The sequence below is a fragment of the Desertihabitans brevis genome (assembly GCF_003327535.1).
Classification (GTDB): Bacteria; Actinomycetota; Actinomycetes; order Propionibacteriales; family Propionibacteriaceae; genus Desertihabitans; species Desertihabitans brevis.
On record NZ_QOUI01000001.1, the window covers coordinates 625159 to 645441 of the forward strand.

Annotated in this window: 17 protein-coding genes; 7 read left to right on the forward strand and 10 right to left on the reverse strand. The window is 74.0% G+C overall.

Translation table 11 applies throughout. The features are described 5' to 3' along the window. Nucleotides 1–9: 9 nt before the first annotated feature. Nucleotides 10–984: a diacylglycerol/lipid kinase family protein gene (locus DT076_RS02925; protein WP_158548024.1), complete on the reverse strand. Its 975-nt coding sequence runs from the start codon at nucleotides 982–984 to the stop codon at nucleotides 10–12. A gap of 33 nt (nucleotides 985–1017) precedes the next feature. Between DT076_RS02925 and DT076_RS02930 the strand changes: the two genes are divergently transcribed. Next, nucleotides 1018–1830: a methyltransferase domain-containing protein gene (locus DT076_RS02930; RefSeq protein ID WP_114125088.1), complete on the forward strand. Its 813-nt coding sequence runs from the start codon at nucleotides 1018–1020 to the stop codon at nucleotides 1828–1830. Between the two features lie 89 nt (nucleotides 1831–1919). On the opposite strand, the gene hflX is transcribed toward DT076_RS02930, so the two are convergent. Genes hflX through miaB form a run of 5 tightly spaced genes read right to left on the reverse strand, consistent with a single transcriptional unit; the run spans nucleotide 1920 to nucleotide 8484 of the window. Then, on the reverse strand, nucleotides 1920–3443 hold the full coding sequence (gene hflX / locus DT076_RS02935) for a GTPase HflX (RefSeq protein WP_114125089.1): 1524 nt from the start codon (nucleotides 3441–3443) through the stop codon (nucleotides 1920–1922). Nucleotides 3444–3495: 52 nt separating this feature from the next. After that, the gene (gene dapF, locus DT076_RS02940) at nucleotides 3496–4341 is read right to left on the reverse strand and encodes a diaminopimelate epimerase (RefSeq protein WP_114125090.1); all 846 of its coding nucleotides are present in this window, start codon (nucleotides 4339–4341) and stop codon (nucleotides 3496–3498) included. A gap of 46 nt (nucleotides 4342–4387) precedes the next feature. Beyond that, a complete protein-coding gene (gene miaA, locus DT076_RS02945; protein ID WP_199538900.1) occupies nucleotides 4388–5320 on the reverse strand; it encodes a tRNA (adenosine(37)-N6)-dimethylallyltransferase MiaA in 933 nt (310 codons plus the stop codon). Next, nucleotides 5317–6918 carry a hypothetical protein gene (locus DT076_RS02950; RefSeq protein ID WP_114125091.1) on the reverse strand — a complete coding sequence of 534 codons (1602 nt, stop codon included), beginning with the start codon at nucleotides 6916–6918 and terminating at the stop codon, nucleotides 5317–5319. Before DT076_RS02950 ends, miaA begins: the two co-directional genes overlap by 4 nt. Nucleotides 6919–6957: 39 nt before the next feature. Next, entirely contained in the window at nucleotides 6958–8484 is a 1527-nt protein-coding gene (gene miaB, locus DT076_RS02955) for a tRNA (N6-isopentenyl adenosine(37)-C2)-methylthiotransferase MiaB (protein WP_114125092.1), read from the reverse strand. A 73-nt stretch (nucleotides 8485–8557) separates the two neighbouring features. Here miaB and DT076_RS02960 point away from each other — a divergent pair, with 73 nt between their 5' ends. The 5 genes from DT076_RS02960 to DT076_RS02980 all read left to right on the forward strand — a co-directional run bounded on the left by DT076_RS02960 (nucleotide 8558) and on the right by DT076_RS02980 (nucleotide 12909). Further along, nucleotides 8558–9487: an aldose 1-epimerase family protein gene (locus DT076_RS02960; protein ID WP_114125093.1), complete on the forward strand. Its 930-nt coding sequence runs from the start codon at nucleotides 8558–8560 to the stop codon at nucleotides 9485–9487. An 84-nt stretch (nucleotides 9488–9571) separates the two neighbouring features. Beyond that, nucleotides 9572–10357: an amino acid ABC transporter ATP-binding protein gene (locus tag DT076_RS02965; protein ID WP_114125094.1), complete on the forward strand. Its 786-nt coding sequence runs from the start codon at nucleotides 9572–9574 to the stop codon at nucleotides 10355–10357. Nucleotides 10358–10396: 39 nt separating this feature from the next. Then, on the forward strand, nucleotides 10397–11263 hold the full coding sequence (locus DT076_RS02970) for a glutamate ABC transporter substrate-binding protein (protein ID WP_114125095.1): 867 nt from the start codon (nucleotides 10397–10399) through the stop codon (nucleotides 11261–11263). 132 nt (nucleotides 11264–11395) lie between these two features. Next, a complete protein-coding gene (locus DT076_RS02975; protein ID WP_114125096.1) occupies nucleotides 11396–12046 on the forward strand; it encodes an amino acid ABC transporter permease in 651 nt (216 codons plus the stop codon). Then, complete coding sequence (locus DT076_RS02980; protein WP_114125097.1) at nucleotides 12043–12909, forward strand: amino acid ABC transporter permease; 867 nt, start codon at nucleotides 12043–12045, stop codon at nucleotides 12907–12909. Before DT076_RS02975 ends, DT076_RS02980 begins: the two co-directional genes overlap by 4 nt. A gap of 98 nt (nucleotides 12910–13007) precedes the next feature. On the opposite strand, the gene DT076_RS02985 is transcribed toward DT076_RS02980, so the two are convergent. The 3 genes from DT076_RS02985 to DT076_RS02995 all read right to left on the reverse strand — a co-directional run bounded on the left by DT076_RS02985 (nucleotide 13008) and on the right by DT076_RS02995 (nucleotide 15125). Further along, on the reverse strand, nucleotides 13008–13550 hold the full coding sequence (locus tag DT076_RS02985) for a regulatory protein RecX (protein WP_114125098.1): 543 nt from the start codon (nucleotides 13548–13550) through the stop codon (nucleotides 13008–13010). A gap of 110 nt (nucleotides 13551–13660) precedes the next feature. After that, entirely contained in the window at nucleotides 13661–14725 is a 1065-nt protein-coding gene (gene recA, locus DT076_RS02990; RefSeq protein WP_114125099.1) for a recombinase RecA, read from the reverse strand. 205 nt (nucleotides 14726–14930) lie between these two features. Beyond that, on the reverse strand, nucleotides 14931–15125 hold the full coding sequence (locus DT076_RS02995) for a DUF3046 domain-containing protein (protein WP_114125100.1): 195 nt from the start codon (nucleotides 15123–15125) through the stop codon (nucleotides 14931–14933). 131 nt (nucleotides 15126–15256) lie between these two features. Between DT076_RS02995 and DT076_RS03000 the strand changes: the two genes are divergently transcribed. After that, nucleotides 15257–19876 (forward strand): ATP-dependent helicase, encoded by a 4620-nt coding sequence (locus tag DT076_RS03000; protein WP_114125101.1) that lies wholly within the window; start codon nucleotides 15257–15259, stop codon nucleotides 19874–19876. A gap of 25 nt (nucleotides 19877–19901) precedes the next feature. On the opposite strand, the gene DT076_RS03005 is transcribed toward DT076_RS03000, so the two are convergent. Continuing rightward, nucleotides 19902–20192 carry a helix-turn-helix domain-containing protein gene (locus DT076_RS03005; protein WP_114125102.1) on the reverse strand — a complete coding sequence of 97 codons (291 nt, stop codon included), beginning with the start codon at nucleotides 20190–20192 and terminating at the stop codon, nucleotides 19902–19904. Nucleotides 20193–20283: the final 91 nt, after the last annotated feature.

The window sequence follows — 20283 nt, forward strand, 5'->3', positions numbered from 1 at the left end:
GGCCGGCGCTCAGCCGGCGGTCCGGATCCGCCAGGCCTGCGGCTCCAGGGTCCAGGTGCTTCGCCGGCGCCGGCCCACCAGGTCGCCATCGGCGTTGATCCCGAAGCTCTCCCCCGCCAGCGCCTCGACGTGCACCCGGCGCCCCCGCAGCACGCGGACGTCCGCGCGCCCGAGGTGCCGCCCGGCCCTCAGGTCGCGGGCGAACCCCAGCCGGGCGGCCCAGCCGGTGGCGGTGCAGACGACCACGTCGGCCAGCCCGTCCTCCGGTGCCGCGGTCGGCGCCACCGGGGTGCCCCCGCCCACCGAGCGGCCCAGGGCCACCGAGACCATCAGCGTCCGCGACCCGCCGTCGAGCACGACCTCGTCGTCGACCAGCACCCGCAACCGCCAACCGAGGGCACCGATCCCCGCCCGCACGGCACCGACGAGGTAGCCCGTCCGGCCGAGCAGGCCCTTGACGTCCTCGGCGTGTGCCGTGGCCTCGGCCGCCACCCCGACGTGCACCACGTTGACCACCACCCGGCCCTGGTCGTCGTGCAGCAGACCCACCGACCGGGTGCGTCCGGTGAGGGCGACCTGGGCCGCCCGCTGCGGGTCCAGGGGGACCCCGTGCCCACGGGCGAAGTCGTTGCCGGTGCCCAGCGGCACCAATCCGACCGGACCCACCGCCGCCAGCACGTCGCGCTCGACCATCGCTTGCAGCACCCCGTTCAACGACCCGTCCCCGCCGACCACGACGACCGCTCGACCGGCAGCACCGGCCACCAGGTCCGAGAGCTCACCATCCCGGCCGGGAACCGCCACCTCCACCTCGGCCAGCCCGCGGAGCCGCCTGAGCACCGCCGCCACCTCGGCGGTCTCGGCCGACCCGGCCGAGGCGTTGGCGAGCACCAGCACCGGTGCCCCCGCGTCCGGTCGGCCCGTCGGCGACTGGTCGCCGGGCAGGCGGTCGGGTGGCGGCGTCCCACTGGTTGAGTCGGTCACCGGAGCAGTATCGAGCAGTGGTGGGCTGCGAGCATGTCGCACCCCGCCAGCGGGCACCGCTACACGCACGGCCACGCTGAGAGCGTGCTGCGCTCGCACCGCTGGCGCACCGCGGAGAACTCGGCAGCCTACCTGCTCGACCGGCTGCGGCCGGGGCTGTCGCTGCTCGACGTGGGCGCCGGCCCCGGCACGCTCACCGCCGACCTCGCCGAGCGGGTCGCGCCCGGACCGGTGACCGCGCTGGAGGCGACGCCGGCGGCGCTGGAGGTGACCCGGGCCGGGCTGGCCGGGCGCGGGGTGGCCGCGGAGCTGGTGGTGGGCGACGTGCACGCCCTCGACCTGCCCGACGACACCTTCGACGTGGTGCACGCCCACCAGGTCCTGCAGCACGTGGCCGACCCGGTGCGCGCGCTGGCCGAGATGGCGCGGGTGGCCCGGCCGGGCGGGGTGGTGGCGGTGCGCGACTCCGACTACGCCGCCTTCACCTGGTGGCCGCGGCTACCCGAGCTGGACGCCTGGATGGCGCTATACCAGCGGGTGGCCCGGGCCAACGGCGGCGAGCCGGACGCCGGCCGCCGGCTGCACGCCTGGGCGCGCGAGGCCGGGCTGACCCGGTTGCAGGTCGGCTCCAGCACCTGGTGCTTCGCCACGCCCGAGGACCGGGCCTGGTGGGGCGGGATGTGGGCTGACCGGGTGACCGCCTCGGCGATGGCCGAGCAGGCGGTCGCCGACGGCCACGCCACCCCGGCCGACCTGGAGCGGATCGCCGACGGCTGGCGGGCCTGGGCCGGGCACCCCGACGGGTGGATCTCCCTGCTGCACGGGGAGGTGCTCGCCGAGGTCTGAGCCGGGTGCTCGTCCTTCGACAGGCTCAGGGCGCTGGGATCGGGTGGCTCAGGGCGCTGGGGTCGGGTGGCTCAGGGCGCTGGGGGTCGTCAGACGGCGTAGCGCTCCAGGTCGGCGGCGAGGTCGGCGTGCACGCGGGCCACCAGGCGGGTCCCCTCCGCGGTGTGCTCGCTGGTGATGAACTCCCCGGAGGTGTGGATCCGGTCGATGAGGTCGCCGCGGGCGTAGGGGACCAGGGCACGCACCTCGACCTCGGGCCGGGGCAGCCGCTGCTCCACCTGCCGGCGCAGCTCGTCGGTGCCCTGCCCGGTGCGGGCGGAGACCACGACCGAGTCCGGGTGGTGCGTGCGCAGCACGGTGAGGGTCTCCCCGCTGGCCAGGTCGGCCTTGTTGAAGACCATCAGCTCCGGCACGGATGCGGCGCCGATGTCGGCCAGCACCTTGCGGACCGCGGTGATCTGGCCCTCGGGGTCGGGGTCGGCGGCGTCCACCACGTGCACCAGCAGGTCGGCCCGGGCGGTCTCCTCCAGCGTGGAGGCGAAGGCCTCGACGAGGTCGTGCGGGAGGTGGCGGACGAAACCGACGGTGTCGGTGAGCGTGTAGACCCGCGAGTCGGCGGTCTCGGTGCGCCGGGTGGTCGGGTCGAGGGTGGCGAACAGGGCGTCCTCGACCAGCACCCCGGCCGAGGTCAGCCGGTTGAGCAGGCTGGACTTGCCGGCGTTGGTGTAGCCGACGATGGCCACCGAGGGGACCTGGTTGCGGACCCGCTCGGCCCGCTTGGTGGTGCGGGTGGAGTCGAGATCGCGGAGCCGGGCTCGCAGCTGGGCGATCCGGGTGTTGATCCGCCGGCGGTCGGTCTCCAGCTTGGTCTCACCGGGGCCACGGCCACCGATGCCACCACCGGCCGCGGCCCGTCCACCGGCCTGCCGGGACAGGTTGCCACCCCAGCCGCGCAGCCGCTGCTTGAGGTACTGCAGCTGGGCCAGCTCGACCTGGGCCTTGCCCTCCGCGCTCTTGGCGTGGGAGGCGAAGATGTCGAGGATCAGCGCCGTCCGGTCGATCACCTTGACCTTGACCCGGTCCTCCAGGTTGCGCAGCTGGGCCGCGGTCAGCTCGCCGTCGCAGATCACGGTGTCAGCCCCGGTGGCCACGACCACCTCGCGCAGCTCGTCGACCTTGCCGCGTCCGATGTAGGTGGCGGCGTCGGGCCGCGGGCGGCGCTGCACCAGACCCTCCAGGACGTGGCTGCCGGCGGTCTCGGCCAGCAGCTTCAGCTCGGCCATCGCGTTGTCGGCGTCCACCTCGCTGCCGGTGGTCCACACGCTGACCAGCACCACCCGCTCCAGCCGCAGCTGGCGGTACTCGACCTCGGTGACGTCGGAGAGCTCGGTGGACAGCCCGGCGACGCGGCGCAGCGAGTGGCGGGCCTCCAGGTCGAGCTGGTCCCCATCCGGGTCGAGCGCGTCGGGGTCGGGCGCGTCGGGGTCGGGGCCGTCGGGGTCGAGCAGGTCGTCGTCGCGCTCGTCGGAGACGTCGTCGTCGGCGTCGAGCGGGCGGAGGTCGTCGAGGTCGGGCTCGAAGCGGGAGCCGCCGGAGTGCGGGAGTGCTGTCATCGTCTGACCAGCCTACTCACGACGCCTCGAGGCCGACCAGGCGTTTGCGCCCTCAGCCGGGCAGCAGCACCTCACCCCGGGCGACGATCTCGGCCGGGCCGGTCAGCCAGGCCCGCCCGTCGGCCAGCTCCACGGTGACGGTGCCGCCCGGGACGTCGACCCGCCAGGTGCCCTCGGTCGCGCCGAGGGTCGCGGCCTGCGCGGCGGCGACCGCGACCGTGCCGGTGCCGCAGGACATCGTCTCCCCCGACCCGCGCTCGTGCACCCGCATCCGCAGGTGCCGCTCGTCGACCACCTCGACCAGCTCGACGTTGACCCCGTCGGGGAACCGCTCGGCCGGCTCCCAGCGCGGGGCGGGCCGCAGGTCGAGGCTCGTCAGCGACGGCGTCTCCGGTCCGTCGTCGAGCACCACCACGGCGTGCGGGTTGCCGACGTCGACCGCCGCGGCCCGCCAGCGGTGCGCGGAGCCCTCGCCGCCGACGGTGACCTCGACTGCGTCCGGCTCCACGGTGACCGGGCCCATCGCCACCCGATAGCCGCCGTTGGTGAGGGTGACCGGACGCAGCCCCGCACGGGTGGCCACCGGCACCTCGGGTCCGTCGGCCAGACCGTCCTCGAGCAGCATCCGGGCGAACACCCGCACCCCGTTGCCACACATCTCGGCCACCGACCCGTCGGCGTTGCGGTAGTCCATGAACCACAGCGACGGGTCGCCGTCCCACCCGGCGATGTGCTCGGCCTTGATCGCGCGCAGCAGCCCGTCACCGCCCACCCCGGCCCGCCGGTCGCACAACCAGCGGACGTCGTCGTCGGTGGGGTCGAGGAGCCCGTGCCGGTCGACCACCAGCACGAAGTCGTTGTGGGTGCCGTGACCCTTGGCGAATGGCCAGCTGCGCATGGGCCCATCCTGCCCGAACGGGCCCAACGCTCCGGCCGTCGTCCGGTCAGCGCTCCGGCACCAGCGCCAGCACCGCGTCGAGGAGCTGCTGCGGCGGCGCGAGGGCGTCCAGCCAGGTGATCCGGGGGTCGCGGCGGAACCAGCCGAGCTGCTTGCGGGCGAACCGGCGGGTGCCCGCCACGGTGCGCTGGCGGGCGTCCTCCTCGGTGCACTCCCCCGCCAGGTGCTCCAGCACCTGCCGGTAGCCCAGCGCGCGCGAGGCCGTCCGACCCTCCCGGAGCCCGACCGCCTCCAGCGCCCGCACCTCCGCGACCAGCCCGTCGGCCCACATCTGGTCGACCCGCCGCTCGATCCGGGCGTCCATCTCGGCCCGGTCCAGCTGCAGCCCGACCTGGACGGTGCCGGGCCGGGCGTAGCGCGGCTCGGGCAGCTCGGCGGTGAAGCCGCCGGTCAGCTCGACCACCTCCAGCGCCCGCACGATCCGGCGGGCGTTGCCGGGTTCGATCCGGGCGGCCGCCTCCGGCGCGAGCCGGACCAGCCGCTCGCGCAGCACGTCCAGACCCTCGGTGGCGAGCTCGTCCTCCAGCCGCTCCCGCACCGCCGGGTCGGTGCCAGGGAAGTCGAGGTCGTCGAGGACGGCCCGGACGTAGAGGGCGGAGCCGCCCACCAGCACCGGCAGCACCCCGCGGCGGTGGCAGTCGTCGACCGCGGCCCGCGCCATCGTCTGGAAGTCGGCGACGGAGGCGGTCTGGGTGACGTCGAGGACGTCGATGAGGTGGTGCGGGACGCCCCGGCGCTCGGCCTCGGTCGGTTTGGCGGTGCCGATGTCCATCCCCCGGTAGACCAGCATCGAGTCGGTGTTGACGACCTCCGCCGGCCGTCCGCCGGCGCGCAGCGCGAGGGCGACGTCGACGGCGAGCCGGGTCTTGCCCGAGGCGGTGGGGCCGATCAGGCTGAGCAGCCCGTGCTCCGGGCTCACGGCCCGGGCTCGGACGGCGCCGGTTCGGCGAGCACGCGGCGTCCGCTCGGCAGCGGCGCGACGTCCTCGACGGGCAGCGCGGGTCCGCCCAGGCGGGCCAGCAGGTCCTCGCGCCGGCTCCGGTACTCCTGCTGCTCCTGCTCCTGGGTGGTCCGGGCGGTGCTGAGCCGCTCCTCGACCTCCTCCACGGCCAGGTCGAGCAGCTCACGCCGTCCCCGCTGCTGGTCGAGGAACTGCCGCCGGTGCCGGCGCAGCAGCCACCACCCGCCGCCCGCCAGGACGACCGCGAGCACCACGAGCACCGCCGCGAGCCCCTGCGCGCCGGAGAGCGCGAGCAGACCCAGCACCAGCGCCGCCCCGGCGCCGGCGAAGCACGCGATGGCCGGCACCGGACGCCCGGGCCGCATGGCCCCCACCCCCGCCCGCGCCCGGCGGACCGCCTCGGTGTCCAGCCCGTGCTGGTCGCCGGTCAACGTCCACCCACCACGGCGGACCACGACCTCGACCGGCGTGCGCTCCAGCACCGGCGGGAGCTGCTCGGCCAGCTGGCGCAGGTGCGGCCGCAACCACTCCAGCGCCCGGGCCCGGCGAGCGGGCTCCTCCTCGTCGGCCAGCTCGAGCACCCAGTCCAGCACCGGGATGGACGGCGCCGCGGGTTCGGCCGAGCCGTCCCGCTCGGGGTGCTCGATCACCGCGCGCAGCTCGGCGGCACGCAGCAGCAGGTGGCGCTCGGCCGGGCTGCCCTCGGCCACCATCCGGGAGACGACCTGCTGCAGCCGCTGCCCGGCATCCGGCCGCGGCGCCGGTGCCTCCGGCTGCCCGGGGGCGCGCCGCCCCCCGACCCGCAACCGGGCCGGCTGCTCGGGTCCGGCGGGCTCGGAGCCCTGCCAGAACCGGCCCAGCTCCTCCAGCCGGCGCTGCGGGTCGTCACCGCCGGCCCGCTGCCGGCACCAGCCCGACCAGTCGACGCGTCCGAGGGCCGCGGCGACGACGCCGTCCAGGTGGCGCTGCCCGGCCGCCCCGAACCGGCCCTCCAGCACCGCCTCCGCCAGCACCCGCCGGTCCGGGTCGAGGGTGCCGTCGCCGGCCAGCGCGGCGGGCAGCCGGTCGGCCACCGCCGACCCGTGGCCCAGGGCGGCCGCGCAGGCCAGGAGGAACAGCTCGCCGCGCGGTTCGGCGGTGACCACCCGCTGCTCCAGCGCCGGGTCCCGGCGCCCGGCGGCGACCGCGATGATCGCGTTGACGGCCTCGATCAGCCAGTAGTCGGCGACGTAGTCGTCGGGGTCGAGCGGCGTCGGGACGGTACCGGCCGCCAGCGACTCCACGGCCCGGGCGGCGTCGCGCCGGATCAGCCGGGTGTCGCCGTGGTCGAGCAGCTGTTCACGGACGTCGCCCAGCTCGACGTAGGCGTCGAAGGCGCGCGACAGACGCCGCAGCCGCAGCTCCACGTCGCCCTGCAGCTCGGTGAGCTGGCTGCGCAGCCCCCGCATCGTGCTGTGCGCCCGGGCCGCGGACGCGCTGGCGTGCTCCAGCTCGTCGCGGAGCAGCCGGTCGCGGCCGTGCTCACCGGCCCAGAACCAGTCCCACTCGTCCACCATGGAGGCCAGTCTGCCGTCCGCGACGGTCAGCTCGGCCGCTCAGCGCACCGCGCAGCCCGAGATCTGCGGCAGCGGCTCGGGGACGCCGACCTGCGGCATGCCGAGCCCCACCGGACGCGGCTTCGGTGGTCCGTCGGTCTGCCAGGCCTCCCAGGCGTCACCGCCGCGGGTGCGCCGCAGCCCGGTCAGCTCGCCGTCGGCGACCAGGTGGTGCGGGGCGCCGTGGGTGATGACGACCTCGGCGATGTCGCCGGGACGGGGACGCCGGGCGGGGTCGGCCGGGGCCAGCACGTGCACCAGGCGGTTGTCGCGGGCGCGGCCGGTGACGCGGGCGGTGGCGCCGTCCTTGCGGCCCTCGCCGTCGGCGAACATCACCTCGACCCGGCGGCCGACCTGGGCCTGGTTCTCCTCGTAGGCGATCTCGTTGACCCGGGCGACGAGCCGCTCGTAGCGCTCCTGGACCACCGCCTTGGGCACCTGGTCGGCCATGGTGGCCGCCGGCGTCCCGGGCCGGATCGAGTACTGGAAGGTGAAGGCGCCGGCGAACCGGGAGCGCTCCACCACCTCCAGGGTGGCGGCGAAGTCGTCCTCGGTCTCGCCGGGGAAGCCGACGATGATGTCGGTGGTGATGGCCGCGTGCGGCATCGCGGCGCGCACCCGGTCGAGGATGCCGAGGTAGCGCTCGCTGCGGTAGGAGCGGCGCATCGCCTTGAGCACCCGGTCCGAGCCGGACTGCAGCGGCATGTGCAGCTGGGGCATCACGTTGGGCGTCTCGGCCATCGCCGCGATGACGTCGTCGGTGAAGTCGCGCGGGTGCGGGGAGGTGAAGCGGACCCGCTCCAGGCCGTCCACCTCGCCGCAGGCGCGCAGCAGCTTGGCGAAGGCCTGCCGGTCGCCGAACTCCACCCCGTAGGCGTTGACGTTCTGCCCGAGCAGGGTGACCTCCTGCACGCCCTCGTCGACCAGTGCGCGGATCTCGGCCAGCACGTCGCCGGGACGCCGGTCGGTCTCCTTGCCGCGCAGCGAGGGCACGATGCAGAAGGTGCAGGTGTTGTTGCAGCCGACGCTGATCGAGACCCAGGCGGCGTAGGCCTGCTCGCGCCTGGTCGGCAGCGTGGAGGGGAAGCGCTCCAGCGACTCCACCACCTCGACCTGGGCCTGCTCCTGGACCCGGGCCCGCTCCAGCAGCACCGGCAGCGAGCCGAGGTTGTGGGTGCCGAAGACGACGTCCACCCAGGGCGCGCGGCGGGTGATCTCGCCCCGGTCCTTCTGGGCCAGGCAGCCGCCGACGGCGATCTGCATCCCGGGGTGGGCCTGCTTGCTGGGCAGCAGGTGGCCGAGATTGCCGTAGAGCCGGTTGTCGGCGTTCTCGCGGACCGCGCAGGTGTTGAAGACGACGACGTCGGGCTGGTCGCCCTCGGCGGCCCGGGTGTAACCGGCGTCCTCCAGCAGCCCGGAGATCCGCTCGGAGTCGTGCACGTTCATCTGGCAGCCGTAGGTGCGCACCTGGTAGCGGCGGGGCCGCTCGGTGCGGACCGCGGAGGGCGGGGTCTGGAGCTCGGTCATGACGGGCCAACTCTAGGTCAGCCCGCGGGCACCCGCCGAACGTCGCGGCTGCGCCTCGGTAGGGTCAGGGGCCATGACGAGCGACGCCGCCGCGACCGAGACCGCCCTGCCGACCGGGGAGCAGCTGGAGATCCAGCACGGACCCTGGCGGGCGGTCGTCACCGAGGTGGGTGCGGCGCTGCGGGTGCTGCAGCACGACGGCCGCGACCTGGTCGACGGCTTCCCGCCCGAGGCCCGGGTGAAGGGCTGCCGCGGCCAGCAGCTGCTGCCGTGGCCGAACCGGGTGCGTGACGGGCTGTACGAGTTCGGCGGCGAGCAGCTGCAGCTGGACCTGAGCGAGCCGAAGCGCCACAACGCCATCCACGGTCTGGTCCGGTGGGTGTCCTGGACGACGCTGGAGCACACCGCCTCCTCGCTCACCCAGGAGGTGGTGGTGCACCCGCAGCAGGGCTGGCCGGGCACCGTCCGCGCCTCGGTGACCCACACGCTCGGCGACGACGGGCTGACCGTGGACGTCCGCGCCCGCAACATCGGCCCGGTCGCAGTGCCCTTCGGCTACGCCGCCCACCCCTACTTCGGGGTCGGGCAGGAGCGGGTGGACGACATCGCGGTGCAGGTGCCGGCCTCGACCTACCTGGAGGTGGACGACCGGCTGCTGCCGGTGGCGCTGCACCCGGTGGACGGCCGCCCGGAGGACCTGCGCCCCGGCACCGAGCTGGGCGACCGCGTCCTCGACACCGCCTTCACCGGGCTGAGCCGGGAGGAGGACGGCCGCTGGCGGGTGCGGCTGTCCCGCGGCGAGCGAGAGGTCGTGCTGTGGGGTGAGGAGGGCCTGGACTGGATCCAGGTGTTCACCGGCGAGCACCGGCGCGACCTGGGCCTGGCGGTGGAGCCGATGACCTGCGGTCCGGACGCCTTCAACCCCGGCCCGACGCACGACGGCGTCCTGGTGCTGGCTCCCGGCGACGACTTCTCCTGCCGGTGGGGGGTCACCGGACGCTGATCGGGCGCCGCGGCGCGGAAACGTAACCGAATCTCAATCGTCAGGTTTTGGCGGGAGGTCCCGGCGCGCCGCTAGTGTCCGACCATGACCGAATCCGGCCCCGCCGCCCGCGCCGCTGCTGACCCAGCGAACCGGGAGCCCCTGGTCGTGCTGTCGGGGGTGAACAAGCACTTCGGCGACCTGCACGTGCTGCAGGACATCGACCTCACCATCCACCGCGGCGAGGTGGTCATCGTCATCGGGCCGTCGGGGTCGGGCAAGTCGACCCTGTGCCGCACGATCAACCGGCTGGAGACGTATGAGTCTGGTTCGATCACCATCGACGGCAAGGAGCTGCCGAGCGAGGGACGCGAGCTGGCCCGGCTGCGCGCCGACGTCGGGATGGTGTTCCAGTCGTTCAACCTGTTCGCGCACAAGACGATCCTCGAGAACGTCACCCTCGGCCCGGTGAAGGTCCGCAAGCAGAAGCCCGAGGCGGCCCGCAAGCGCGCTCTGGAGCTGCTGGAGCGGGTCGGCGTCGCGCACCAGGCCGAGAAGTACCCGGCCCAGCTCTCCGGCGGCCAGCAGCAGCGGGTGGCGATCGCCCGCGCGCTGGCGATGGATCCGAAGGTGATGCTCTTCGACGAGCCCACCTCCGCGCTCGACCCGGAGATGATCAACGAGGTCCTGGACGTGATGACCGACCTGGCCCGCGAGGGCATGACGATGGTCGTCGTCACCCACGAGATGGGCTTCGCCCGCAAGGCCGCCAACCGGGTGGTCTTCATGTCCGACGGCCAGGTCGTCGAGGAGGCCGAGCCGGAGACCTTCTTCACCGCGCCGACGTCGGCGCGGGCGAAGGACTTCCTCTCCAAGATCCTCACGCACTGACCCCGCACACCGCTGCAGTCAACCGAAGGGACCGATCCCATGAAGAAGATCCGTGCACTCGCCGTCGCATTCGCGGCAGCCCTGACTCTCGCCGCCTGCGGGGACGGCGGCGGTGGCGGCAGCGAGCCGCCCGTGCAGGAGGCTCCCGAGTTCCCCGAGGGCTCGACGATGCAGCGCCTGGCCGAGGCCGGGTCGATGACCGTCGGCACCAAGTTCGACCAGCCGCTCTTCGGTCAGCAGGGTCCGGACGGCACGCCGGTCGGCTTCGACGTCGAGATCGCCAAGATCATCGCCGGCGAGCTGGGCATCGCCCCGGAGGACATCGAGTGGACCGAGACCATCTCGGCCAACCGCGAACCCTTCATCCAGGACGGTCAGGTCGACATCGTGGTGGCGACCTACACCATCAACGACACCCGGAAGGAGGTCGTCGACTTCGCCGGCCCGTACTACGAGGCCGGGCAGGCGCTGATGGTGCTCGCCGACAACACCGAGATCACCGGCCCGGACTCCCTGGCGGGCAAGGTCGTCTGCTCGGTGGAGGGCTCCACGCCCGCCCAGAACATCCGCGACAACTATCCCGACGCCGAGCTCCGGCTCTTCGGCGACTACTCCTCCTGCATCGAACCGCTGCGCAACGGCCAGGTGGACGCCGTCACCACCGACAACGTGATCCTCGCCGGGTTCGTGGCCGACGACGACAGCTTCACGCTGGTCAACGACGGTGAGACCTTCACCGAGGAGCCCTACGGCATCGGTCTGGCCAAGGGCGACGACGAGTTCCGCACCTTCATCAACGACACGCTCGAGGCGGCCTACGCCGACGGCCGGTGGGAGGAGGCCTGGAACGCCACCGCGGGTGAGGTGCTGCCGCTGCCGGAGCCGCCGGCCGTCGACCGCTACTGAGCGAGCCAGACACCGCTCGACCCGGGCGGGGTGGGGACGTCACCGGCGTCCCCACCCCGTGTGGTCGGACCTGACCGTCGCCGCCCCGGCTGACGAGCCATCGCACCACCCGAACCGAAGGAGAGCGCCACGGTGGACGCCCTGATCGACAACGCAGGACTCATCCTGCGGGGTTTCGGCACCACGTTGCTGCTCACCGTCGTGTCGGCCGTGCTCTCCCTCCTCCTCGGGACCGTGCTGGCCACGCTGCGCGTCTCCCCGGTGGCCCCGCTTCGCGCGGTGGGCACGGTCTACGTCGAGGTGTTCCGCAACACCCCGCTGACCCTGCTGTTCTTCTTCTTCGTGTTCGTGTTCTCGACCGCCTTCTTCCCGATCGGCAGCTTCGTCGTGATGGCGGTCGTCGCGCTCACCCTCTACACGTCCGCCTTCGTCTGCGAGGCGGTGCGCTCGGGCATCAACTCCGTCGGGACGGGACAGGCCGAGGCGGCGCGGGCCGTGGGCATGACCTTCACCCAGACCCTCGGGCTGATCGTCCTCCCGCAGGCGCTGCGCACGGTGGTCCCGCCGCTGATCAACGTCTTCATCGCGCTGGCGAAGAACACCTCGGTGGCTGGTGGCTTCGCCGTGACGGAGCTGTACGCCGTGAGTGCCCAGCTGGCCAACGCCAACCCGGCGGACGTGATCACCGTCCTGCTGGGCGTGGCCCTGTGCTACCTCGTGATCACGATCCCCGCCGGTCAGCTCGCCGGGCACCTGGAACGGAAGGTGGCGTTCGCCCGATGACCTCCGTCCTCTACGACTCGCCCGGACCGCGCGCGATCCGCCGGTCCCGGATCGTCGGCGTCGTCGGCACCCTCGCCATCATCGCCCTGCTCGGGTGGGCGCTGTGGTCGATGTACTCCCGCGGACTCTTCGACGACCGCTGGGAGATCTTCGTCGACCCGCCCAAGGGCCAGGAGGCGGCCGACGTCTGGTCGGCGCTCCTGATCCGTGGTCTCGGCGCCACGCTGCTCGCCGGGGTCATCGCCGCACCGATCGCCCTCCTGCTGGGCACCCTGGGGGTCTCGCTGCGCCGGAGCACGCTCCGGCCGGTGCGGTGGGCGACGACCGTGGTGATCGAGCTGTTCCGCGGGCTCCCCGTGGTGCTGATGATGTTCTTCATCCTGCTGGTCTTCGGGGTGTCGCCGCTGTGGGCGGTCGTCGCCGGCCTGGTGCTCTACAACACCGCGATCTTCGCCGAGATCCTGCGCGCGGGCCTGGCCGCGCTCCCCCGGGGGCAGCGCGAGGCCGCGCTCGCGGTCGGCATGACACCGCTCCAGTCGTTCCTCTCCGTCGAGCTGCCGCAGGCGGTGCGTCTGATGGTGCCCAGCCTGGTCAGCCAGCTCGTCGTGCTGCTCAAGGACAGCTCGCTCGGCTTCATCGTCGGCTACGCCGAGCTGCTGCGCACGATCCGCCTCAACTCCAGCTTCTTCGGCCCGGACACACTGGTGCCCTACTTCTTCGTGGGCGCTGCCATCTACATCGGCCTCAACCTGGCGCTGTCCCGACTGGCGGTCTGGCTGGAGCGTCGTGGCGGCAGCAGGCGGACCGCGAAGGAGACCCCGGTCGCCACGAGCTCGGCCACGGCGGCGGGCCCGGACAACTGACCTGACGGTCGGAACCCCGCCCCCGGTCCTCCGCCGCCCCCAGGCTCACCCTGCCGGGCACGCGGGACACCGGGTGCTGCGCACCTGGGGGCCGGGTTTCAGGGGAGGGCGTCGGCTCCGGCGTCATCCGACCCGGCGTCGAGATCACCGAGGACGCGTCGGACGACCTCACCGCCGAAGCCCTTGCGGGCCAACGCGCCCGCCAGCCGGCGTCGGCGGACGTGCGGCTCCAGGGTGGTCATCGTGCGCGCCTTCCGCTCGGCCAGGTCGAGGGCCGCCCGGTACTCGTCCTCGTCGTCGACACCCTCCAGCACCTCGCCGATCACCTCACCGTCGACGCCCTTGCGCTGCAGCTCGTGGCGCAGCGCCCGGCGGGAGAGGTGGCGCCGCTGCTGGCGGGAGGCCACCCAGCCCTCGGCGAACCGGGAGTCGTCGACCAGTCCGACGTCCTCCATCCGGTCCAGCACCGCCTGCGCGGTCGCCTCCGGCACGTCCTTCTTCGCCAGCGCGGTAGCCAGCTCCTGGCGGCTGCGGGCCGAGGCCGTCAGCTGCCGCAGGACGATCTCACGGGCCACCGCCTCGGGGTCGGCATGCGCGTCGGGGTTCTGCTCGGGGTCGCTCTCCTCACGGGCGCGAGCCATGGTTCCTCCCGGTCCGTCGGGAGCGTGGCACCGCGGGGGCCGGGGTCACCCCACCCGGCTCCGCGACGTCGCACGCGTGGCGGCTGTCGTGGCTGGACGGCCGGTCACCGTCAGAAGGCGACCTCGCCGGTGACCGGGTCGACCCCGGCCGGCACGTCGACCTGCGGCCCGATGCCCAGCTTCTCCTTGATCTTCTTCTCGATCTCGTGGGCGATGTCGGGGTTGGTCTTGAGGTAGTTGCGGGCGTTCTCCTTGCCCTGACCCAGCTGGTCGGAGTCGTAGGTGAACCAGGCGCCGGCCTTGCGGATGATGCCGGACTCGACGCCCATGTCGATCAGGCTGCCCTCGCGGCTGATGCCCTGGCCGTAGAGGATGTCGAACTCGGCCTGCTTGAAGGGCGGGGCCACCTTGTTCTTGACCACCTTGACCCGGGTGCGGTTGCCCACCATCTCGGTGCCGTCCTTGAGCGTCTCGATCCGGCGCACGTCGAGGCGGACCGAGGAGTAGAACTTCAGCGCCCGACCACCGGTGGTGGTCTCGGGCGAGCCGAACATCACGCCGATCTTCTCGCGCAGCTGGTTGATGAAGATGGCCGTCGTCCCGGCGCCGCTCAGCGCACCGGTCATCTTGCGCAGCGCCTGGCTCATCAGCCGGGCCTGCAGACCGACGTGGGAGTCACCCATCTCGCCCTCGATCTCCGCCCGCGGCGTCAGCGCGGCGACGGAGTCGATGACGACCAGGGTCAGCGCGCCGGAGCGGACCAGCATGTCGGCGATCTCGAGCGCCTGCTCACCGTTGTCGGGCTGGCTGACCAGCAGGGCGTCGGTGTCGACCCCCAGCTTCTTGGCGTACTCGGGGTCGAGGGCGTGCTCGGCGTCGATGAAGGCGCAGATGCCGCCCTCGGCCTGCGCGTTGGCGATGGCGTGCAGGGCCACCGTCGTCTTGCCCGAGGACTCCGGGCCGTAGATCTCGACCACCCGGCCGCGCGGCAGTCCGCCGACGCCCAGGGCGGCGTCCAGCACGATGGAGCCGGTGGGGATGACCGCGACCGGTGGGCGGTTCTCCTCCCCCAGCCGCATCACCGAACCCTTGCCGTGCTGCTTCTCGATCTGGGCGAGCGCTGCCTCGAGGGCCTTCTCGCGATCGGTGGTCCCCCGGTTCGCCGGTGCCGCCATGGTGGTTCCTTCCTCGTCAGGTGCTGCGGTGTCGTCGTTGTCGGTGGAGAACGTACGAACCGCGACCGACAGTTCTCGTCCGCTCGTCGGTTCCTGTGGACACGGAGGCCCTTGTGGACAACTCGTCGGAGCCGACTCTACCGAACAGGTGTTCGAAGCGGGCCCGACACGCCGGAGCGATCCGCAGGACCCGCGGAGGCACCCCTCAGCGTTCCGACGGCGGCAGCTCGAGGGCCTCCCAGACCGCGCGCCAGACCACCTTCGCCGGCACCCCGTCGGCCAGCGCCTCCTCGACGGTCCGCCCGTCGACGGCGGCCAGCACGTACTGCGCGGCCCACACCCGGGCGTAGGCGGGGCCCAGGTGTCGGGTCATCCGCTCCCACAGCTCCGCCTCACGCACCCGACCAGCATGACGCAGCGCCGCCGGGAGCCCAACTCCACCGACCGCCGCCCGGTTCTGTCGGAGCCGCCCGGCAGGATGGGCCCCATGACGACAGGCGAGCGGCGCAGCGCACCGCGCCGGGGTGCGCGGTGACGCCCCGCACCGGCCTGGAGGCGTTCACCGAGGCCACCCGGCGCTGGTTCACCGACTCCTTCGCCACCCCCACCCCGGCCCAGAGCGGGGCGTGGCAGGCGATCACCGCCGGCGAGCACGCCCTGGTGATCGCCCCGACCGGCTCGGGCAAGACGCTGGCGGCGTTCCTGGCCGCCCTCGACCGGCTGAGCCGACGGCCCGCCGACGCGGAGCGGACGGGCGTGCACACCCTGTACGTGTCGCCGCTGAAGGCCCTCGGCGTGGACGTCGAGCGCAACCTGCGCGCCCCGCTGCGGGGCATCGCCCGAACCGCGGAGCGGCTCGGCGGCACCGCCCCCGACATCACGGTCGCGGTGCGCTCCGGGGACACCCCGGCGGCGGACCGGCGCCGACTGACCACCCACCCGCCCGACGTGCTCATCACCACGCCGGAGTCGCTGTTCCTCATGCTCACCTCCCAGGCCCGCGACATCCTCACCGCGGTCGACACGGTGATCGTGGACGAGGTGCACGCCCTGGCCGGCACCAAGCGCGGCGCCCACCTCGGCATCACACTGGAGCGGCTGGAGCAGTGGGTCACCGACCACGACCACCCCGCCTTCCAGCGGATCGGGCTGTCGGCCACGGTGCGCCCGGCCGAGCGGGTCGCCGGCTTCCTCGGCGGCAGCCACCCGGTGCAGGTGGTCGCCCCGCCCGCGGCCAAGGAGTGGGAGCTCACGGTCGCGGTCCCGATCGAGGACATGACCGCGCTGGGCAGCCGTCCCCAGATCGACCCCGACGACCCGCTGGCCACCCCGGAGCGGCCCTCGATCTGGCCGCACGTGGAACGGCAGGTGCTCGACCTCGTCACCGCCCACCGCTCGACCATCGTCTTCGCCAACTCCCGGCGGCTGGCCGAGCGGCTGACCTCCCACCTCAACGAGCTGCACGCCGCCGACCTGGGGATGGAGGTGCCCCAGGACCCGCCGCCACCGGTCCAGGTGATGGCCCAGTCCGGTGCCTCGGCCGGGGTGGCGCCGGTGGTCGCCCGGGCCCACCACGGCTCGGTCAGCAAGGAGCAGCGGGCCGACATCGAGGGCGCGCTCAAGGCCGGCACCCTGCCGTGCGTGGTGGCCACCTCCTCCCTCGAGCTCGGCATCGACATGGGCGCGGTGGACGTCGTCGTCCAGGTCGAGTCCCCACCGTCGGTGGCCAGCGGCCTGCAGCGGGTCGGCCGGGCCGGGCACCAGGTCGGCGCGGTCTCGCGCGGGGTGTTCTTCCCCAACCACCGCGGCGACCTGGTCGAGACGGCGGTCGTGGTCGAGCGGATGCGCGAGGGGGCCATCGAGGAGGTCAGCGAGCTGCGCAACCCGCTCGACGTGCTGGCCCAGCAGGTGGTGGCGATCGCCTCGGCCGACGACGTGGACGCCGACACCCTCTACGCGCTGGTCCGGCGGGCGGCCAACTACGCCGAGCTGCCGCGCAGCGCCTTCGACGGCGTGCTCGACATGCTGAGCGGGCGCTACCCCTCGGAGGACTTCGCCGAGCTGCGCCCGCGGATCGTGTGGAACCGCGACAGCGGCGAGCTGTCAGCCCGTCCCGGCGCGCAGCGGCTGGCCGTGACCTCCGGCGGCACCATCCCCGACCGAGGGCTGTTCGGGGTGTTCCTGGTCGGCTCGGACGAGGGCGGCGGCGGTCGCCGGGTGGGCGAGCTGGACGAGGAGATGGTCTACGAGACCCGGGTGGGCGACGTGTTCACCCTCGGCACCACGTCGTGGCGGGTCGAGCAGATCACCCACGACCAGGTGCAGGTCTCCCCCGCTCCCGGGGTGCCGGGCCGGCTGCCGTTCTGGAAGGGCGACGCCCCGGGCCGCCCGGCCGAGCTGGGCCGGGCGCTGGGCGCCTTCACCCGCGAGGTGGCCGCCCTGCCGGAGGAGCAGGCCCGCGAGCGGCTGCACGGTTCCGGGCTGGACGACTGGGCCGCCGACAACCTCATCGCCTACCTCGCCGAGCAGCGGCAGGCCACCACCGTGCTGCCCTCGGAGAGGACGGTGGTGGTGGAGCGCTTCCGCGACGAGCTGGGCGACTGGCGGGTGTGCATCCACTCCCCGCTCGGCTCCTCGGTGCTCGCCCCCTGGGCGCTGGCGATCGAGCAGCGGGCCCGGGAGCGCTACGGCACCGAGGTGTCGGCGACGGCCACCAACGACGGCATCGTGCTGCGGGTGCCCGACACCGACGCCGAGCCGCCGGGCGCCGACCTGGTCCGGATCGAGCCGGACGAGCTGACCCGGATCGTCACCGACGAGGTGACCGGGTCGGCGCTGTTCGCCTCCCGGTTCCGCGAGTGCGCCGCCCGGGCGCTGCTGCTGCCCCGCCGCGACCCCCGCTCGCGCTCCCCGCTCTGGCAGCAGCGGATGCGTTCGGCCCAGCTGCTCCAGGTGGCCTCCCGCTTCCCCGACTTCCCGATCGTGCTGGAGACGATCCGGGAGTGCCTCAACGACGTCTACGACCTGCCCGGGCTGCGCGAGCTGCTGGCCGGCGTGGAGTCGCGCCGGGTCGAGGTGGTCGAGGTGGAGACCTCCGAGGCGTCCCCGTTCGCCACCTCGCTGCTGTTCGGCTACATCGGCGCCTTCGTCTACGAGGGCGACGTGCCGCTGGCGGAGCGGAAGGCGGCCGCGCTGTCCCTGGACGCCGGTCTGCTGGCCGAGCTGCTCGGCACCGAGGGGCTGGCGAGCCTGCTCGAGCCCGAAGTCATCGCCGAGGTCGAGTCCGGGTTGCAGTCGTTGCCGGAGGAGCGCCAGGCGCACACCGTCGAGCAGCTGTTCGACCTGATCCGCACCGCAGGGCCGTACGCCACCGCCGAGCTCGACCTGCGCAGCCGCGACCTCGACCTGCCCGCCGCCCTGGAGGAGCTGGCCGGACGCCGCCGGATCGCGGAGGTGCGGATCGCCGGCGAGCAGCGCTGGGCCGTCACCGAGGACCTCACCCGGCTCCGCGACGCCCTCGGGGTGCCGCTGCCACCGGGCTACGCCGCCCCGCCCGTCGACGAGGAGGACCCGGTGGAGGCGCTGGTGCTGCGCCACGCCCGCACCCACGGCCCGTTCACCGCGGCCGCGGTCGCCGAGCGGCTCGGGCTGGGCACCGCCGTGGTGGCCGCGGCGGCCCGCACCCTCGTCCGCAGCGGGACGCTGGCCAGCGGCGCCTACACCGCGCCGGGACGCGACGAGCTGTGCCACCAGCGGGTGCTGGCGCTCATCAAGCGGCGGACGCTGGCCCGGTTGCGCCGCGAGGTGGAGCCGGTCGACCAGCCGACCCTCACCCGCTTCCTCGCCGACTGGCAGGGCGTCTCGGCTCCGCAGCGCCACCGCACCCGCGGCACCGACGGGACGCTGGCGGCGGTGGAGTCGCTGGCGGGCTACCCGGTGCCGGCCAGCATGCTCGAGGCGGTGGTGCTGCCCTCGCGGGTGCAGGACTACCAGGCCCGCTTCCTCGACGAGCTGCTGGCGGCCGGGGAGGTCAGCTGGGCCGGCTCGGGCCGGATCGGCGCCGGTGCCGACGGCGCCGGTGACGGCTGGGTGCGGCTCTGGCCGGCCGAGCTCGACCTCGCGCCACCACCGGGCGAACCGGCCTCCAGCCAGGCCGCGCTGCTGCTGGAACGGCTCGGACGGGGCGGGGCCTGGCGCTTCGAGGACCTGCTGGACGAGGAGCTCACCCGCGGCGACGCGGCGAACGCGCTGTGGGAGCTCGTGTGGGCGGGCCTGGTCACCTCCGACTCCTTCACCGCGGTGCGGGCCGCGAGCGCCGGCGGAGCGCTACGCCGACCGCGCCCCGCCTCGGCCCGCCGCCCGTCGCGGCTGCAGGCCAGCCGTCCCCGTCGGGCGGGATCGGCGATCGGGCTCGACCAGGCCACCACGTCGGGACGGTGGTCGTTGCTGCCCCGGCCGGGCGCCGGCAGCGAGGAGGTCCGCCGGCGCTTCAGCGCCGACCTGCTGCTGATGCTCGACCGCTACGGCGTGGTCACCCGCGGCAGCGTGCTCACCGAGCGGGCCGAGGGCGGGTTCGGGCCGGTCTACCGCGGACTCTCCCAGCTCGAGGAGGCCGGGCAGTGCCGGCGGGGCTACTTCGTGGAGGGTCTGGGGGCGGCCCAGTTCGCGCTGTCGGGGGCGGTGGACCGGCTGCGCTCCTTCAGCGACGACGTGACCGGCCCGGCCGGGGCGGTCCCCGGCCGCGACGGCCGGACCGGTGACGGCCAGCATCCCGGCGGCGCCGACGACGGGACGGTCGTGCTGGCGGCGTGCGACCCGGCCAACCCCTACGGCGCCGCCTTCGGCTGGCCGGACCGTCCGGGCCACCGGCCCGGACGCAAGCCCGGGGCGGTGGTCGTGCTGCGGGACGGCCGGCTGCTGCTCTACGTCGAGCGCGGGGGTCGGTCCCTGCTGACCTTCAGCACCGAGCCCGAGGACGTCGCGGCGGCGACCTCGGCGTTGGCGACGGTGGTGCGGGCCGGCTGGCTGGGCCGGGTGACGGTGGAGCGGGTGGACTCGGTGCACGTCTTCGAGCGACCCGAGCTGCGGCAGGCGCTGGAGGAGGCCGGGTTCACCATGACCCCGCAGGGGATGCGGCTGCGGGCTCGCTAGGAGGTGGTCCAGGCGGGGACGTCGATCAGGCGGCCACGCTGGCCCGGATCGGACGGACCGGCAGCACCTTGACCTTCTCCTGCAGCGCCATCTTGTCGCTGACCGCCGACAGCACCTCCGACATCGGGGTGCCGAGGGCGTCGCAGATCGCGGCCAGCAGCTCGCTGGAGGCCTCCTTCTGCCCGCGCTCGACCTCCGACAGGTAGCCCAGGCTGACCCGGGCCTGCTGGGACACCTCGCGCAGGGTCTTGCCCTGGGCCGTCCGCTGCTCGCGGAGGGACTCACCCATCAGCTCTCGCAACAGAACCGGCTTCATCGCTACCTCCCGCGCCATGCCCAGACTCTACCCACTGCCGGGGACAGCAGGTCTGCGCCCCTCCCAACACGCGGAACACCGGCCCTGTTCC

Bases quoted from the DNA above. Each gene is read 5' to 3' on its own strand.
- miaB (WP_114125092.1), bottom strand. From the start codon at position 8,484: ATGACCGAGCTCCAGACCCCGCCCTCCGCGGTCCGCACCGAGCGGCCC.
- hflX (WP_114125089.1), bottom strand. From the start codon at position 3,443: ATGACAGCACTCCCGCACTCCGGCGGCTCCCGCTTCGAGCCCGACCTC.
- DT076_RS02930 (WP_114125088.1), top strand. From the start codon at position 1,018: ATGTCGCACCCCGCCAGCGGGCACCGCTACACGCACGGCCACGCTGAG.
- DT076_RS02965 (WP_114125094.1), top strand. From the start codon at position 9,572: ATGACCGAATCCGGCCCCGCCGCCCGCGCCGCTGCTGACCCAGCGAAC.
- DT076_RS02960 (WP_114125093.1), top strand. From the start codon at position 8,558: ATGACGAGCGACGCCGCCGCGACCGAGACCGCCCTGCCGACCGGGGAG.
- recA (WP_114125099.1), bottom strand. From the start codon at position 14,725: ATGGCGGCACCGGCGAACCGGGGGACCACCGATCGCGAGAAGGCCCTC.
- DT076_RS02980 (WP_114125097.1), top strand. From the start codon at position 12,043: ATGACCTCCGTCCTCTACGACTCGCCCGGACCGCGCGCGATCCGCCGG.
- DT076_RS02970 (WP_114125095.1), top strand. From the start codon at position 10,397: ATGAAGAAGATCCGTGCACTCGCCGTCGCATTCGCGGCAGCCCTGACT.
- DT076_RS02985 (WP_114125098.1), bottom strand. From the start codon at position 13,550: ATGGCTCGCGCCCGTGAGGAGAGCGACCCCGAGCAGAACCCCGACGCG.
- DT076_RS03005 (WP_114125102.1), bottom strand. From the start codon at position 20,192: ATGAAGCCGGTTCTGTTGCGAGAGCTGATGGGTGAGTCCCTCCGCGAG.
- dapF (WP_114125090.1), bottom strand. From the start codon at position 4,341: ATGCGCAGCTGGCCATTCGCCAAGGGTCACGGCACCCACAACGACTTC.
- DT076_RS02950 (WP_114125091.1), bottom strand. From the start codon at position 6,918: ATGGTGGACGAGTGGGACTGGTTCTGGGCCGGTGAGCACGGCCGCGAC.